Below are 16,030 nucleotides of genomic sequence, written 5' to 3'. Positions count from 1 at the left end.
CCATGATGGCTGAGTTGTCCGATAAAGAATACGCAATGCAGCGTATTCAGGAGGTAAATACTGCCCTATCGGACGGTATGTATGTGGCTGCACGCCGCATGCTACATAATATGCCCGCATGTGATATTGCGTTATTGCTTGAATCATCGCCGCCGAAAAGTCGAGCTATCGTTTGGAAGCTCGTCGATGCCGACGAACACGGTGATATCCTCGAAGAACTTTCAGAAGAAGTTCAAAAATCCATTATTCGCCAGATGGCACCTGAAAAACTCGCGGCTGCCACCGAAGGAATGGATACCGATGACTTGGCCTACGTACTGCGTGGCTTGCCCGACCAAGTTTATCAAGAAGTGCTCAAGTCAATGGACGAGCGCGACCGAGAGCGCGCGGAAACGGCATTGTCATACGATGAGGACTCTGCCGGCGGTATCATGAATACCGATACCATTACCGTGCGTGCTGATGTCACCGTAGATGTGGTATTACGTTACCTTCGCCTAAAAGGCGAATTGCCAGAAGCCACCGATAAACTCTATGTCGCCGATCGTAACGATAAACTCATCGGTGAAATCGCCCTATCGCGCTTAGTCACCGTCGACCCATCAAAAGTGGTCAGCGATATTATGTCACCGGATATCGTCAGTATTCCTGTCGACATGGATGAAACCGAAGTCGCTAAATTATTTGAACGCCATGACTGGGTTTCAGCGCCCGTTGTCGACGGAGAGCAGCAACTTGTTGGTCGAATCACCATCGATGACGTGGTTGATATCATTCGCGAGGATGCTCAACACTCGATGTTGAGCATGGCGGGTTTAGAAGATGACGAGGATACTTTTGCACCGGTACTCAAAAGTACTCGCCGCCGCACGGTATGGTTAGCTATTAACTTGGTCACGGCGTTACTCGCCGCCATGGTGAGCTCGTTATTCGAAGATGTGTTAGCGCAAATGGCAGTGCTCGCCATCCTGAATACTATTGTGCCAAGTATGGGTGGAATAGCAGGTAGTCAAACCCTGACCTTGGTAATTCGAGGTATGGCACTTGGACATATCGGTAGTAGTAACTCGAGATGGCTGATCGGCAAAGAGCTCGCCATTGGTGCGCTGAACGGTATTATTTGGTCAATCCTTATTGCCGCAGTTGTGGCGCTCTGGATGCAAAGTTGGTTGGTCGGTGGCATTATCGCTTTCGCGATGATGATGAACCTCCTAGCGGCGGCGCTTGCCGGCGTGACTGTACCAATGATACTGAAGCGTTTTGATATTGACCCGGCACTCGCGGGTGGCGTGATTTTGACCACCGTCACCGATGTGGTCGGTATCTTTGCATTCTTGGGTACTGCGACATTGCTGCTGTCATAAACAGCAATGTCGCCGATTGACTTACTGACCTGCTATCCGCATTTCTTCTAACAACACCGATCCCGTATGCAAGGCATGGCGTTCGTCAACATCGTTACCAATAGCGACGATATTTGCCAGCATGTCTTTTAAGTTACCGGCAATCGTCACTTCCTCAACAGGATACTGAATTTCGCCATTCTCAACCCAGAATCCAGCCGCGCCGCGCGAATAATCACCGTTGACCAAGTTAACGCCTTGCCCCATCAGTTCGGTGACTAATAAGCCGGTGCCCATCTGTTTGCACAGCTCAGTCAAACTCTTATCACCATGAGTCAAACGCCAGTTATGGATGCCTCCCGCGTGACCGGTGGGCTGCATATCCATCTTACGAGCGGCATAGCTGGTTAGCAGGTAGGTCTGTAACTCACCGGCCGTGACGATATCACGCTCAATTGTTGCTAAGCCTTCATGGTCAAAAGGACTGCTTGCTAAACCACCCACGATGTGGGGACATTCTTTAATGTTTAACCACGATGGCAACACCGGCTGACCCAATGCATCTAGCAAGAAACTCGATTTTCGGTAAAGGTTGCCGCCGCTGATCGCACTCACGAAATGACCGAACAAACTGCCAGCCACGTCGGCACGGAAAATTACCGGGACTTTTGCTGTATCAATCTTACGGCCACCTAAACGTGATAGCGTCTCCTGAGCGGCTTCCTCAGCAACTTTTTCGGGTGCAGCTAAGTCCTGCGTGCGACGAGCGACCGAGTAGCTCATATCGCGTTGCATACGCTCGCCCTCTTTCGCTATCAACACACAACTTAAATTATGACGTGACTGCAAATAGCCGCCCAAAAAACCGTGGCTATTACCGTACACGCGAAAGCCCGTATGCGAACCATAATGAGCGCCGTCTGAGTTAATAATGCGATCATCTAAAGCTAAGCCATGACGTTCACATGCAAGTGCTTGTTCTATCGCATATTCTGCGCTTTGATCGCCTGGATGGCACAAGTCCAACTCAGGATAGTCCTTGGTCATCAGTTCTTTCGGTGCTAAGCCATTAAATGGATCAGCGGATGTATAACGGGCAATTTCCGCCGCTTTTTTTACCGCCGCCGCAATGGCTTCACGCGATAAATCGGTAGTCGATGCCGAGCCTTTTTGATGATCACGATATACACTAATGCCCAGGGCACCGTCTTGATTAAATTCGACGGTCTCTACATCGCCCATACGCGTACCGACGGAAATGCCGGCACTTTTGCTGATCGAGCACTCGGCCGCTGAAGTCCCCTCTTTAGCCGCTAACTCCAACGCATATTGGACCGCTAATTCAACATCATCAAGTTGTTGCTGTAACTCGCTAAGTTGAGGTTTCAATGTACACTCCTCTAAATGATTAACGCGTCTTGCGTAAAACTGGTAAACTGCTCGCTATTATTAGCAATTAAAACTGAATGGATTATGGCTCGTAAACCAACCCACTCGACATCGCCAGACGAAACTGAATTTGCAGATGTCCCCAGCAAAAGTGAACGCAAACGCCAAGTTGAAGCCCTACAAAAAATGGGCACTGAGCTCGTTGACTTAACCGATGCGCAACTCAAAAGCATTCCACTCGATGATGAGCTGCGCAATGCGGTCTTACTCGCTCGTAAAATTAAAAATAAACACGAAGGCTATCGCCGCCAACTCCAGTTTATTGGCAAGTTAATGCGCCAAAGAGACGTTGCACCTATTGAACAAGCAATGGAGCGCCTCAACGCCTTTCATCAACAAACTGTGAATCAATTTCATGCTGTTGAGCAACAACGCGACCTGCTGTTATCAGGTGACGAGGAAGCGCTCACAGACTTTTTTAACCGTTACCCTGATGCCGATATTCAGCGTATTCGCCAATGGCTTCGACAAGCGAAAAAGCAAGCCGAGGAAAACAAGCCACCTACAGCAGCGCGGCAACTTTTTGTTTACCTACGCGAACTGATGACTGAGGCCTAAGCCTCAGTCAGTGCCTCCAACTGTCATAGCGTCTAGTTTCAGCGTTGGCTGACCGACACCCACCGGCACGCTCTGACCATCTTTACCGCACACACCAACACCTTGGTCGAGTGCTAAATCATTACCCACCATTGAGACCTTACTCATCGCTTCTGGTCCATTACCAATTAACGTCGCGCCTTTTATAGGTTGAGTAATTTTGCCGTCCTCAATCAAGTATGCTTCTGATGCCGAAAACACGAACTGACCCGACGTGATATCGACCTGACCACCGGCAAAATGTGGTGCGTAAATGCCACGCTTCACAGACGCGATAATGTCCTCGGGTTGGTGCTCACCGGGCAGCATGTAGGTATTTGTCATACGCGGCATGGGCAAGTGCGCGTAGCTCTCGCGACGACCGTTACCCGTCACCGCGTGGCCCATTAAACGCGCATTCATTTTATCCTGCATATAGCCTTTCAAGATGCCATTTTCGATCAGCACGTTGCGCCCTGCAGGTGTGCCTTCGTCGTCAATACTCAGCGAGCCGCGGCGATCGGCTAAGGTACCATCGTCAACGATAGTACAAAGTTCCGAAGCCACTTTTTCACCTATTTTACCCGCGTACGCCGAAGAACCTTTACGGTTAAAGTCACCTTCAAGTCCGTGTCCAACCGCTTCATGCAACAAAACACCCGGCCAGCCAGCGCCAAGTACGACCGGCATTGTTCCTGCCGGAGCGGCAATGGCTTCCAAATTGACTAATGCTTGGCGAACCGCTTCTTCAGCAAACGCCTGCCAACGCGGCTTTCCGTCTTCATCCTTAAAGAAATACTCATAGCTGACGCGCGCGCCACCTCCTGCTGAACCCCGCTCTCGTCGACCCTCTTGTTCCACGATTACAGAGCAGTTTAATCGAACCAGAGGTCTATGGTCCTCAGCGAGCGTGCCATCAGTCGCTGCAACAAGCACGTCGTCGTAGCTACCCGATAAACTGACAACCACCTGAGATACGCGCTTATCTTGCGCACGTGCATGGGCATCTACTTGCTTTAACAGCGCAATTTTCTCCGCCTCTTCGAGTGACTGCAGTGGGTTCTTAGCCGCATACTGCGCCGCTACCGACTGCTTATTCCACGCCTTGACCTGTTTACTTTGCCCTTGCCGGACAATACCGCGTGCCGCATTACAGGTTTGTGTGAGCGCGTGCTGAGTAATCTCGTCAGCATAGGCGAAACCTGTCTTTTCGCCTTGAATGGCACGGACACCCATACCCGTTTCATTATGGTATGCACCATCCTTAATGATGCCGTCTTCCAGTACCCATGACTCGTTGACACTGCCTTGAAAATAAATGTCAGCAAAGTCGATATCACCGTTGTATAAGGTACCGAGCGCTCTAGCGAGATCCGACTCAGTCACGGGTAATTCATTAATCCAACTTAATTTATCGCTCATACATCCTCATTTACATTAGCACTCACCGTTAAGCGAGTTTGCTTCGCGACGGGCATTTGCGCGCGAATGTTCTCTAATTTTTCACGATCAAAATAGGCACTGACAACACCCTCACCGTCGCCTTGCTCGGCTACGACTTCACCCCACGGGTCAACGATCATCGAGTGTCCATAGGTACGGCGTCCGTTGGCGGCCTCGCCGTATTGATTGGGTGCCAACATATACACTTGCTGCTCAATCGCCCGCGCTCTCACCAGCGGATGCCAGTGTGCCGCACCTGTTACCTCAGTAAATGCTGAAGGTAATAAAATAATATCGGCGCCCTTGGCACGCAGGGCTTTGAATAATTCTGGGAAACGTAGATCATAACATACCGCCATTCCGACCACAGCGAAGCCCAAATCGATAGTGACAATCGAACTTCCAGCACGGGTCCAACGGGATTCACGGTATTGTCGTGTGTTATCGGCGACGTCGACATCGAATAAGTGAACTTTATCATAACGCGCTAAGCATTCACCGTTGGGTCCGTAACATAAGCTAGCTGCAGCAAAACGGTCACCGGCTTGAAGCGGAATCGTGCCACCGACAAGGTATATTTCGTGCTGTTTAGCTAATTCAGACAAACGCTGTTGTACGGGGCCATCACCAACAGGCTCGGCCATTTCCAGCTGAGCTCGGTCGCCGGCACCAAAGCAGCTAAACGCTTCAGGAACGACTACCAGTTGCGGACGTTGCTCTGGCAACTGGGTTAACAAGCGTTCAAGCAGAGCTAGGTTTTCAGTGGGCGTCTTGAAGCTACTGAGTTGGATTGCGCTGAGTAGAGGTTGCGTCATTGTTTACCTCCTTTTCTTTTTCCAGTTCTGGAATATCAACGGGACGGCTGTCGCGCTCAACTTCCTCGACAACAGGGTTGTCTATCGTACCAGTGACACGATAACGCAACAATGAAATGACTTTCGCGTCTTGCAAGACCTTATCAATTAACAACGCCGCAAGGCCGCTAGGTGGATTAACCATCCAAGCCAATATGACGGGCAGACTTGAGGTCACCTTAGGTGCATAGGTCAATTCATAATCGAGCGATTGCTTTTCTAAGTCGGTGGTGCCGCGAATGGCCATGTCCCCCGCCGAACCAAAAAGCTGGGTATCATTTGTGGTTAATACGCCTTGGGCAATTTGCACGCTACCATTGAGGTCGGTGTAGAACATACCTTGCGAAAATACATCACGAAAATCCAGCGTCAGCTTACGTAATATACCGTCTAAGCTGAGTAGCGAGAACAAGCGCGCTCCACCATCACTCACCTCGGCCAAATAACCTTGCCCAAAGTCCCACTGCAGTGCCCCTGACAAAGTGTCAAAATCAACTTGATGAGGGTGATCATTCCAACGCACACCAAAAGCAATGGTGGCGGAGCTATCGCGGATCGCTGTCTCTAAACCGTACTCTCGCAGCAGTTCGCCAATATCACTGGTAGTGAGCTCGCCACTCAACTGAGTAAACGGTTGGCCCTCACTGACCATCCAGAAACCTGATGCATCCAGTTGCTCCGTCTCATTCGCCATTTTCAGTTGATTCAACGCGATACCGCCCTCGATGGGGACCAACTTGGCACTGACTCGGCCTAGATGATGATTATCGAGCCGACACACATTACAGGTAATATCGAGCGGCGGTACTCGGCTCACCCACTCGTAGTCGGTGGTTTCTGAATCACTTGCCGTGTCTTGTTTTAGATTATCGGTATTCAGCTGTGCAAAATCGGCGCTGACTTGAATCGGCTCAGATAAAAAATCCTCCGGCAATTGCGCTCGTACTGACAGCTGATCGGCTAGGATCCGTGCCTGCCATAGCCTATCTTGAGGGAAGATATCGATATCCGCATTGCTGAAGCTCTGCTGTCCCCAAGACAACTCATCGGTCTTTATGCGAATCGAGTCCGGCAGATACCAAGCGCTTAACGACTGCTCACTGTCAGCATCGGAAGCACCGCTGTTAGCGAACGAGTCACTGATAAAGTAGAGCAAGTCATACCATTGCCCAATCGCGAGCTCAGGTAGGTAGGCGCGAATGTCAAAAGTCGCTTGAGTGTTCATCTCTGGGAGTGCACTGGGCTGCCCAATCGACAAACTGGCATGTTGCCACTGCTGTACTCCTGGCTGCCAAGCGCTGCGCCAACGCAGACGCTCGCCCGAGCGGACGTCGAGTGCTAAGTCATTACCATTTCCCTTTAAACTGACATCCAATTGCCAGTTCTCACCGAACTCTTTATTCAATGGTTGTGGCAAGCGAGATTCTAAACCGGTTAAATCCAACTGAGAATTAGCCGTGACTTTTACTTGCTCAGCGATGTCCAAGTCGATATTGACGATGCCGTTAACCGCACCGTAAAAGTAGCGCGACCAACCTTGCTTAGGCAGCGCCTTGAACAAGGGTTCCAACTGCCAGTCTAACTCGTTTTCGATGCTCAGTTGATAACTATCTTGCTTAGGCGCGCCAACAACTTTGCTAGAAAATGGTCGACCAAACCAAGCCAATACCAAGTCCTTAGTAGTGACCTGCTGGTCATCAATTATGAGCTGACCAGAGCGCACGTCGAACCATTGATCAATGGCATCAATATAAATTCGATTATTACCGAGATCCGCTTTCACATTGACGCCCACTTCACGCGAGCCGTCAAAAGGAATATCCAAGTTAAACTGACCACTGATACGGTTTTCAGGCATCACTTGATTGAATACTTCGGCAACACTGGTCAACGGCGATTGCTGAAAAACAGACCGCACAGATTGCGCCGGCCCAGCCACTTTAGATGCGACCTGTAACCCCCTACTCGCATCAAGCAAATCCGGTATCTGCGCATTCACCTCCTCGATGGTGACGCCATTGATTCGGCCCTGAGTGGCATGCATAGCAAGGCCATGCTGGAAAAAGTCTAGGCTCAGCGGCAATTCTTGGATGGCTGGCCAGTTAGGTTGGAATTGATAGGTCAGCGTATCAAAGTGAATACCGGCGCTAAAAATGCCTTCCTGCACCTGACTCGGTAGCATCACCTGTTGTGCTCGCCAAGCGAGGGTTAATTGCTCTACCGTGCCTGCCGTTAGCGCATTGGATAAATAACGCTTAAGATCTTCACCCATCACATCCGGCAGTGCCGACTTCAACGTATCAACCGCAAATGGCTGACGACTTGCGACGACGAGCTCGAAAGCCGGCTGCAGCACCGACACTGAACGCCATGCGCCTCGCCCTGTGAGCTGCATATCGTTTATCGCAAGCTGGCTTTCACGCCACTTCACTTGCCATCCGTCACCGATTTGTTCCACTGTGCCATTGAGTTTGACGTCTTTTAATTGCCAAGCCCGTTGCTCTGATAAACGATCGCTGGTGACAGTCAATTGCGGCGCTTGTAGCGCCCACTGCAGTTGCTTTAGGTTGCCTTCAAGTGTCACCGACAGCGGCGAAAACGCGGGTATATCGGCTGAACCTGAAGCACTGACGTCAATCAGTTCAGCGCGCCATTGCCAAGGAAACTGGGCGCTATCCTGCATAAATAAGTTAGCGCGGGCGTCTAACCCAGCAGACTGCAGATAATTGTATAGCCGCCCCCCGTCATCCACTAATTGCAGCACAGGAATCAGCTTACTCGCAGGCACCCCCTCTACACTCGCTCGCAGCGTATCAGCCACGTTTTGTACTCGCATTGCGGGCCACTCGAGCGTATTATTTTCTACCTCAACCGTCATCGGTGCACTATTGATCAACCAGCCTTGGCCTTGCCGCTGCATCTGCACTTCTCCAGAGGGAATGTGCAGATCCACAACACGATTATCTCGTTGCATGGTGAGTCGATTATCAAGGATACGCAGCAACGCTTGTGAAACTTGGCCCTGGTAGATGTCGAGCCACGCCGTAAAATTCACATTGGAGTCCGTGATATCAATACCAGGGACTTGCTTTTCAAGCCATGGACTGACATCAATACCACGCGAATCGACGTAAAATTGACCGACCATATCGCGCCAACGACGCCCCTCAAGTTGCAGCACGAAGTTAAGTCTGTTGGGCGTAAAGTTCTTCACCCTGAACTGACCGACGCCTTGGTGAGTGCGGCCACGGTTACTCCACGTCAAACGTTCAATATCAATGGTACGCGGATTGCCGCTCAGCGGGGTGACTTGAAGCGTGCTTTGCTGGAACGAGAAACTCTCTAACTGGCTAAGAAAAAGTTGTTCCACTTGATCGAGCTGTACGTTACTGCCATCACCTTGAGTAAGACGACGCAAATCTAACTGAATATCCGCTTGCTCGAGAATAAATTGCTGTAGCACCCATTGGCGCTCAGTCAACGACTCCCAAAAATCAATAACGACCCAGAGACGGTCGACATCGACAGTGAGCGCATCACCTGCTGCATCGCCGAGTTTAAAGTCGGACAGTTCGATCGCAGGGCCTTGCTGACGCCACGATAACGCTAACTGGTTAATATTTACCTGTTGACCCAAACTTGCACTGACTTGTCGCTCTAACGGTTTAGTCAGGTCAGGAAAGTAGGGCAAACCATAGCGTAATAGACTCAACAGTACGGCAGCCATTACTAGTAGTATGGCCGAGAACCAGATCAGCTTGTGGAAAGTCCAGCTTACCGCACGTTTTAAAGTCACTACATCATCACCACATCAAATTGCTCTTGATTATAGAGCGGCTCGGTCTGTATTGTGATTTGACGCGAAACAAAGAGTTCAAGTTCAGCCAATGCATGAGACTCTTCGTTAAGTAAAGCCTCACTGACGGGTGCCGAGGCATAAACCACGAATTTATCCGCTTCGTACGCCTTATGCACACGAACAATTTCACGCATAATTTCATAGCACACGGTCTCAACGGTTTTCATTGAGCCTCGCCCGCGACACACTGGACACTCACCACATAACACGTGCTCAAGGCTTTCGCGAGTACGTTTGCGGGTCATCTCGACCAAACCCAATGTAGTAAAGCCATTAATCGAGGTCTTAGCGCGGTCTTTGTTTAGCGCTTGTTCAAGACTATGTAAAACACGTCGTTTGTGCTCTTCGTCTTGCATATCGATAAAATCAATAATGATGATACCGCCTAAGTTACGCAAGCGTAATTGCCGAGCTATCGCCTGAGTGGCCTCAATATTTGTGTTAAATATGGTCTCTTCGAGGTTTCGATGACCAACAAAGGCCCCCGTATTGATATCGATGGTGGTCATTGCTTCGGTTTGGTCGATAATTAGCGAGCCACCGGATTTGAGATCGACGCGCCGATCGAGCGCACGCTGGATTTCATTCTCGATATCGAACAAATCAAAAATGGGTCGGTCACCACGATAGTATTCCAAAACCTGTGTCAGTTCTGGAATGAAGTCTTTGGTAAATAATTTTAGCTGATCCAGGGTCGTGCGAGAATCAACACGAATACGTTCAATCGCTTCTCCGACAAAGTCACGCAACACGCGACAACACAGGTTCAGGTCCTCGTATAAGATGCCCACACGACGCTGTGACTTTTTACGTTTCTTAATTTGCGACCAAAGCCGCGTTAAAAACTCCGCATCATTTGTCAATGAACCTTCATCCACACCTTCGCCCGCGGTTCGAACAATAAACTTGCCTTCGTCATGGCTAAGTGACTCAGCAATCGAACGCAGCCGTTCGCGTTCGTCATTATCATCGATTCGTTGTGATACGCCGACATGGTTACTTTGCGGCATAAATACCAAATAACGCGAAGGCAGCGTAATATCGGTGGTCAGTCTTGCGCCTTTGGTACCGAGTGGATCCTTTACGACCTGCACCATGATGGGCTGGCCTTGATGCACTAGTTGAGTAATATTCAGTTGGGATTTCTCTTCGCGCTCGATAGTCTCGCCACCGTCAAGCGTGGTGACAATATCCGATGCGTGAAGAAACGCCGCTTTATCTAGGCCGATATCAACAAAAGCCGCCTGCATTCCAGGCAGCACGCGCGACACCTTGCCCATATAGATGTTACCGACAAGACCACGCTTGACCTGACGCTCGATGTGCACTTCTTGCAAAATGCCGTTCTCGACCAAAACCACGCGACTTTCGGTGGGGGTCACATTCATTAATACTTCTACGCTCATGGTCTTATCCTAGTTTGGCTTCGACGGCGTGTAAAAGCTGATCTGTTTCGTACAGAGGTAAGCCGACCACCGCGGTATAGCTACCGTTAATACGCTTTACCCAGCGGGCTGCTCCGCCCTGTATCGCATAGCCGGCGGCTTTATCGTGCGGCTCACCCGTTTGCCAATAAGTGCTCGCTGCAGCTTCACTAATTTCGCCCATCAAAACTTCAGTAACAATTTCGTCTACCTGTGTAGTAGTCACGCTTTTACCATCATAGTACATCACACAAACGGCGGTGCGTACCTTGTGTTCACGCTGCGCTAACGAAAGTAACATCGCCACGCCATGGGTTTGATCGCGTGGTTTTTCCATCACTTCGCCGTCCCGGTCAATCAGCGTATCTGAACCCACCACCAAACAGGGCTTGTCATGCAAATGTGCCGAAGCTAAGGCTTTCTCATAGGCTAAGCGACGCACATAAGCCGATGCAGTTTCGTCAGCGCCTTGTTGTTCAGGGATATCGCTCGCAAGACAGATAAAATCGGAACGAATTTGCTGTAACAGCTCACGTCGACGCGGTGAACCCGAAGCGAGTACTAACTGCATTACACCACTCCAAAACGACGGCGGATTTTACGTAATAGCGGGAATAACCAAAACCAGAACAGGGCTGATGTCAGCGCGGGCCAGAAATAGGTCGATGTGAACTGTGCATCGTGAATGAACACATTGGCTTGAAACACAATCAAACGCTTAATCAGCACTAAAAACGCGATTAAAATCACCTGTTGTGGCAAAGAGAAGTTGCGAATGCGTTGAAAATGTCGAGCTGCGAAATAACTGACCACAACCATGCCCAAAGCATGCACGCCTAACACCGAACCTAACAAAATGTCGGTTAACACGCCTAACACTAACGCGGTACCAATACTGACACGATGTGGGAGTGCAATAATCCAATAGAGTAACACCAGCGTTACCCAGTCTGGACGGTATACGTCGATGCTTGCGGGCATCGGCATCACCATTAATATCATAGCGACTAAATAGGTGAGTACTAGTGGCAGTAATCCGTGCTTAAACATGGTTACTTGTCATCCTCGAAAATGGGTGCTTGTTCTGCACTTTGTGGCCACAGCAATAATACCGTCCTTACGCGGTCAAGCGCACTAATCGAGTCTGCAGTCACCTCGGCAAACGGTAGCGATTCATCGCGGTTAATACGCTGGATACGCGCCACGGGGTAACCTTCTGGATAGACACCACCCAGCCCCGAAGTCATCAGCAAATCACCTTCGGCAAGTTCAGAACTGTGTGGTACAAACATTAACTGTAGCTTACCTATTTCACCGGTACCCTGTGCCAATATGCGAATATCATTACGTTCAGCGCGCAAAGCAATACCATGACTTTGGTCAGAGATCAGCAATACGCGTGCAGTGTTACTTCCAACGTCTTGGATCTGCCCCACTACACCCTTGCTATCGATTACCGGTTGTCCCTCGTACACACCATTGAGCGTACCCTTGTTGACAACCAGTTGCTGACTAAACGGCTCCGATGCAACCGCTACGACTTCGGCGACCATACGACGGCTCGGCTGTCGCTGCTCTGAGCCCAATAAAGCACGCAAGCGCTTATTCTCATTACTAATAAACTGCAATTGCTGTAACTGGCCACGCAGCTCCAACATCTGCTTCTTCAAAGCTTGGTTTTCTTCGGCGAGCTGTTCTTGGTTTTTGACGCTTTCGGAGAAGTTATTCAGGATTTGCTCGGGTAAGATTGCCAAGTATTGCACTGGCGTCACTAGCGAGTTAAGAAACATGCGTACCGGCTGCATCGCCTGCAGTCGATGATCGACAAAAATCAATAGAAACGAACAGGCTAGTGCGAGCACTAGCCTGGATAGTAATGAGGGTCCGCGAGTAAATAAGGTTTTCATCTGTGCGCTAACTACACCTCACTCAAGTCGACTTACTCGTAACTAAATAAGTCACCACCATGCATGGCGATCATTTCTAGCGCTTTACCGCCTCCGCGTGCCACGCATGTGAGTGGATCATCGGCAATCACAACTGGAATGCCGGTTTCTTCCATCAACAAACGGTCGAGATCTTTTAATAAAGCCCCACCGCCCGTTAAAACCATTCCTCGCTCAGAGATATCTGACGCTAGTTCAGGCGGAGACTGCTCAAGTGCAACCATGACTGCACTCACAATACCCATTAACGGCTCTTGTAGCGCTTCCAAAATTTCGTTGCTATTCAAGGTGAACGAACGTGGCACACCCTCAGCAAGGTTTCGTCCGCGCACTTCGATTTCTTTTAATTCTTCACCTGGGAACGCAGAACCAATCTCGTGCTTAATGCGCTCTGCTGTCGCATCACCAATCAGCGCACCAAAGTTGCGACGCACATAATTAATAATAGCTTCATCAAATTTGTCACCACCGATACGAACCGACGATGAGTACACCACACCATTTAATGAAATAATCGCGACTTCTGTCGTACCGCCACCAATATCAACAACCATTGAGCCAGTCGCTTCTGATACTGGCAAACCTGCACCAATCGCCGCAGCCATCGGCTCATCGATAAGGTGAACTTCGCGTGCGCCAGCACCTAAGGCTGATTCGCGAATTGCACGGCGCTCAACTTGGGTCGAACCACAAGGCACACACACCAATACGCGCGGGCTTGGCTTAAAGTAGTGGCTGTCATGCACTTGCTTGATAAAGAACTGAAGCATTTTTTCGCACACGTAAAAGTCGGCAATAACACCGTCTTTCATTGGGCGAATCGCCTTGATGTTGCCAGGGGTACGACCCAACATCTGCTTCGCTGCTGCACCCACGGCTGCAATTGCTTTAGGTCCACCTGAGCGTTCCTGTCGAATAGCCACGACAGATGGCTCATTGAGCACGATGCCCTCGTCCTTTACATAAATCAACGTATTGGCGGTACCCAAGTCAATGGATAAGTCATTTGAAAACAAGCCGCGAATTTTCTTAAACATGAAGCGGTAAATCCCTAAAAAAAGTGCTAAAAACTGCAATCAAGCGCAAGCTACTGCGCTCGTACTACCCGAAACCCAATATAGTTAGAGCTAAAATCAGCCGGAAGTTCCATACGTGTTGAAACGCGCGCTAGACTCGGTGCAAAGTTCCAAGCACCGCCACGCACTACTTGGCCGTCTTCGGCACGCGCCCATTCCCATACGTTGCCCACGGTATCAAACAGACCCCACGGGTTGCGCTCAAATTGAGCGACGGGCGCTGAGCGTTCGTTTGACCACTCAGAGCCACAGTGACGGCAATTTGCGTTTTTCACGCCTACATCATTGCCCCACCAAAAATCTGATTCTGTTCCAGCACGTGAAGCATATTCCCACTGCTGCTCAGAAGGGATATCGTAATCGAAACCGCTTTTGTCTGACAACCAGTCTGTGTACGCCTTTACATCTTCATAACTAATACAGACCACAGGCGAGTTCTCAGTTTGCTGGAACCCCGGATTACGCCAGTTTAACGTGCCATCCATTTTTGGCATACCGTTCACTAAATGCGCGCAGTTACCATTTTTCTCGGCCTGAGTCACATACGCGGTGTCATTGACGAAGTCACGAAACTTTCCCACCGTCACCTCGGTATCACTAATACCAAACGGTGCTTCAATACTGACCGTCTGCACTGGACGCTCGTTCGGCAAACCATTACCGGTTAAGTCACCCATTTTGTAATTGCCCGCAGGGACAACAACAAGCTCAGGTCCGCGGACATCACGAAATAGGATATCTTGCACTTTCTCGCCACGGGTAAACGAGTAATCCGATTTTTCCAACTCAGCGCGAATCGATTGGGCGTCATTTAGACGAATCACATCACTGTATGAACTGTACCCATATTTACGCACCTCGACACGATGTTCACCACGCGGCAACATAATTTCTATCGGCGTCGAGCCGTAGCTCACACCGTCAATCAATACCTCATCATCGTATACGTTGGAACGTAACGTCAGTGGGTGCATCACCGCGTCATTACCCGCACTCGCGCTGGTTTGTGAAGTACTACGCTGGTCAGCGTTTTCGACGACACAATAGCGTGCATCCACCTCGAGTAAGCGACATGCTTGCGTGCGTGGTAATTGGCCACGTAGCTCGACTGCGATTTTTACGCCGTAATTACCTTGCCCACTAAATCCATTGCTCACGGTTTTTGAACCAAGGATCTGCACGTTAGGGCTGACTTGTTCCAAGTTGCTGCGTGCTTGCTCAGCTTCACTCAAATTACTTACGATTTGATCAAGGTACTGCTTTGATGCTTTCTGTTTCGCCAACAACTTACCGCGCGTTTCACACTGGCTCAGCGTTTCTTCACGGTCACACACAATTGACTGACTGACTTCCAGTTCGCCGGTTTGATTAAACTCACGTTCGAGGCGCTCGACACGCGCAACATTGCGCTGGTCTTTAAGCGATTCGATTTCGTTTAACAGAGCATGACGGCTTACACGCGCTTCCTCAACTTCCTGCTGCTTTTCTTCAACCAGTTGAATCTGCGTGCCAATATCTTTTTTGTTTTGTTGATGCGCCATCACCGCTTCTTTGTACGCCTGTTGCGCACCCGCGATGTCAATCGTTGGATCATCCACCAACTGCTGATAGCGGTTGTTCATTTCCTGCAGCGCTGCCTGACGTTGCTTTTCTAACGTCTGATTGCGTTCTCGCAAAGAAGCCAGCTTTTGCTCCAGCTGATCAGCTTCGTCTTTAAGACGTTGCACAGTTTGCGTGTAGTTATCGTACTCATTTTGCAAACTCGTGATTTGATCAGAGATCTGCTCCACCGTCATTGATTGTTGTTGCTCTTGCAGAGCGTATGCCGGCGAAGCGATTGTCAAAGTCGAGGCCATCACTAAGGCCAATTGAGCCAGTCGCATCATGTTCCCATTCCAAGCTTGAAAATAATAAAGCGGTAGAGGCCTTGCAGCCTTACCAGCGCTCTTTATTCGAATATTTATTGGTAAACGTCGTTAACGTCGCGCATGTATAACAACTCTGCCTTATGCTATTTGCTTGTCAACAAAAGCGCAAGGAAGAATCACTGAGAAACCGCC

The 16,030-nt window shown here is 49.8% G+C and carries 12 protein-coding genes; 2 read left to right on the top strand and 10 right to left on the bottom strand.

What is annotated here, in order from left to right; all coding sequences use genetic code 11:
• Window positions 1-2 precede the first annotated feature (2 nt).
• Window positions 3-1,364, top strand: a complete 1,362-nt coding sequence (gene mgtE, locus BFR57_RS05595) for a magnesium transporter (RefSeq protein ID WP_006956872.1) — start codon at window positions 3-5, stop codon at window positions 1,362-1,364.
• Between the two features lie 21 nt (window positions 1,365-1,385).
• On the opposite strand, the gene pmbA is transcribed toward mgtE, so the two are convergent.
• On the bottom strand, window positions 1,386-2,732 hold the full coding sequence (pmbA, locus tag BFR57_RS05590; RefSeq protein ID WP_071463039.1) for a metalloprotease PmbA: 1,347 nt from the start codon (window positions 2,730-2,732) through the stop codon (window positions 1,386-1,388).
• Window positions 2,733-2,816: 84 nt separating this feature from the next.
• On the opposite strand from pmbA, the gene yjgA reads away from it, so the two are divergent.
• A complete protein-coding gene (gene yjgA, locus BFR57_RS05585) occupies window positions 2,817-3,350 on the top strand; it encodes a ribosome biogenesis factor YjgA (RefSeq protein ID WP_071463852.1) in 534 nt (177 codons plus the stop codon).
• 3 nt (window positions 3,351-3,353) lie between these two features.
• Here yjgA and tldD read toward each other — a convergent pair whose 3' ends face one another.
• The 9 genes from tldD to BFR57_RS05540 are packed head-to-tail and all read right to left on the bottom strand — an operon-like array spanning window position 3,354 to window position 15,856.
• Complete coding sequence (gene tldD, locus BFR57_RS05580; RefSeq protein ID WP_071463038.1) at window positions 3,354-4,790, bottom strand: metalloprotease TldD; 1,437 nt, start codon at window positions 4,788-4,790, stop codon at window positions 3,354-3,356.
• The gene (locus tag BFR57_RS05575) at window positions 4,787-5,626 is read right to left on the bottom strand and encodes a carbon-nitrogen hydrolase family protein (RefSeq protein ID WP_071463037.1); all 840 of its coding nucleotides are present in this window, start codon (window positions 5,624-5,626) and stop codon (window positions 4,787-4,789) included. The genes tldD and BFR57_RS05575 overlap by 4 nt, the downstream gene beginning before the upstream one ends.
• On the bottom strand, window positions 5,589-9,461 hold the full coding sequence (locus BFR57_RS05570; RefSeq protein ID WP_083405050.1) for a YhdP family protein: 3,873 nt from the start codon (window positions 9,459-9,461) through the stop codon (window positions 5,589-5,591). The genes BFR57_RS05575 and BFR57_RS05570 overlap by 38 nt, the downstream gene beginning before the upstream one ends.
• Window positions 9,461-10,930 (bottom strand): ribonuclease G, encoded by a 1,470-nt coding sequence (rng, locus tag BFR57_RS05565; protein WP_071463036.1) that lies wholly within the window; start codon window positions 10,928-10,930, stop codon window positions 9,461-9,463. Before rng ends, BFR57_RS05570 begins: the two co-directional genes overlap by 1 nt.
• 4 nt (window positions 10,931-10,934) lie before the next feature.
• Window positions 10,935-11,519, bottom strand: coding sequence for a nucleoside triphosphate pyrophosphatase (locus tag BFR57_RS05560; protein WP_071463035.1), 585 nt, complete (start codon window positions 11,517-11,519; stop codon window positions 10,935-10,937).
• Entirely contained in the window at window positions 11,519-11,998 is a 480-nt protein-coding gene (gene mreD / locus BFR57_RS05555) for a rod shape-determining protein MreD (RefSeq protein ID WP_071463034.1), read from the bottom strand. The genes BFR57_RS05560 and mreD overlap by 1 nt, the downstream gene beginning before the upstream one ends.
• Window positions 11,999-12,000: 2 nt before the next feature.
• The gene (mreC, locus tag BFR57_RS05550; protein ID WP_071463033.1) at window positions 12,001-12,855 is read right to left on the bottom strand and encodes a rod shape-determining protein MreC; all 855 of its coding nucleotides are present in this window, start codon (window positions 12,853-12,855) and stop codon (window positions 12,001-12,003) included.
• Window positions 12,856-12,887: 32 nt separating this feature from the next.
• The gene (locus BFR57_RS05545; RefSeq protein ID WP_006956882.1) at window positions 12,888-13,931 is read right to left on the bottom strand and encodes a rod shape-determining protein; all 1,044 of its coding nucleotides are present in this window, start codon (window positions 13,929-13,931) and stop codon (window positions 12,888-12,890) included.
• Between the two features lie 50 nt (window positions 13,932-13,981).
• Complete coding sequence (locus BFR57_RS05540) at window positions 13,982-15,856, bottom strand: formylglycine-generating enzyme family protein (RefSeq protein ID WP_071463032.1); 1,875 nt, start codon at window positions 15,854-15,856, stop codon at window positions 13,982-13,984.
• Window positions 15,857-16,030 lie beyond the last annotated feature (174 nt).

This window comes from Idiomarina sp. MD25a (assembly GCF_001870515.1).
Lineage (GTDB): Bacteria > Pseudomonadota > Gammaproteobacteria > Enterobacterales > Alteromonadaceae > Idiomarina.
The sequence above is the reverse complement of the archived record's forward strand: the minus strand, read 5'-3'. Positions and strand labels throughout refer to the sequence as shown.

Coding starts and splice junctions, on each gene's coding strand:
- mgtE (WP_006956872.1), top strand. CDS start 3: ATGATGGCTGAGTTGTCCGATAAAGAATACGCAATGCAGCGTATTCAG.
- yjgA (WP_071463852.1), top strand. CDS start 2,817: ATGGCTCGTAAACCAACCCACTCGACATCGCCAGACGAAACTGAATTT.
- tldD (WP_071463038.1), bottom strand. CDS start 4,790: ATGAGCGATAAATTAAGTTGGATTAATGAATTACCCGTGACTGAGTCG.
- BFR57_RS05575 (WP_071463037.1), bottom strand. CDS start 5,626: ATGACGCAACCTCTACTCAGCGCAATCCAACTCAGTAGCTTCAAGACG.
- rng (WP_071463036.1), bottom strand. CDS start 10,930: ATGAGCGTAGAAGTATTAATGAATGTGACCCCCACCGAAAGTCGCGTG.
- BFR57_RS05560 (WP_071463035.1), bottom strand. CDS start 11,519: ATGCAGTTAGTACTCGCTTCGGGTTCACCGCGTCGACGTGAGCTGTTA.
- mreD (WP_071463034.1), bottom strand. CDS start 11,998: ATGTTTAAGCACGGATTACTGCCACTAGTACTCACCTATTTAGTCGCT.
- mreC (WP_071463033.1), bottom strand. CDS start 12,855: ATGAAAACCTTATTTACTCGCGGACCCTCATTACTATCCAGGCTAGTG.
- BFR57_RS05545 (WP_006956882.1), bottom strand. CDS start 13,931: ATGTTTAAGAAAATTCGCGGCTTGTTTTCAAATGACTTATCCATTGAC.
- BFR57_RS05540 (WP_071463032.1), bottom strand. CDS start 15,856: ATGATGCGACTGGCTCAATTGGCCTTAGTGATGGCCTCGACTTTGACA.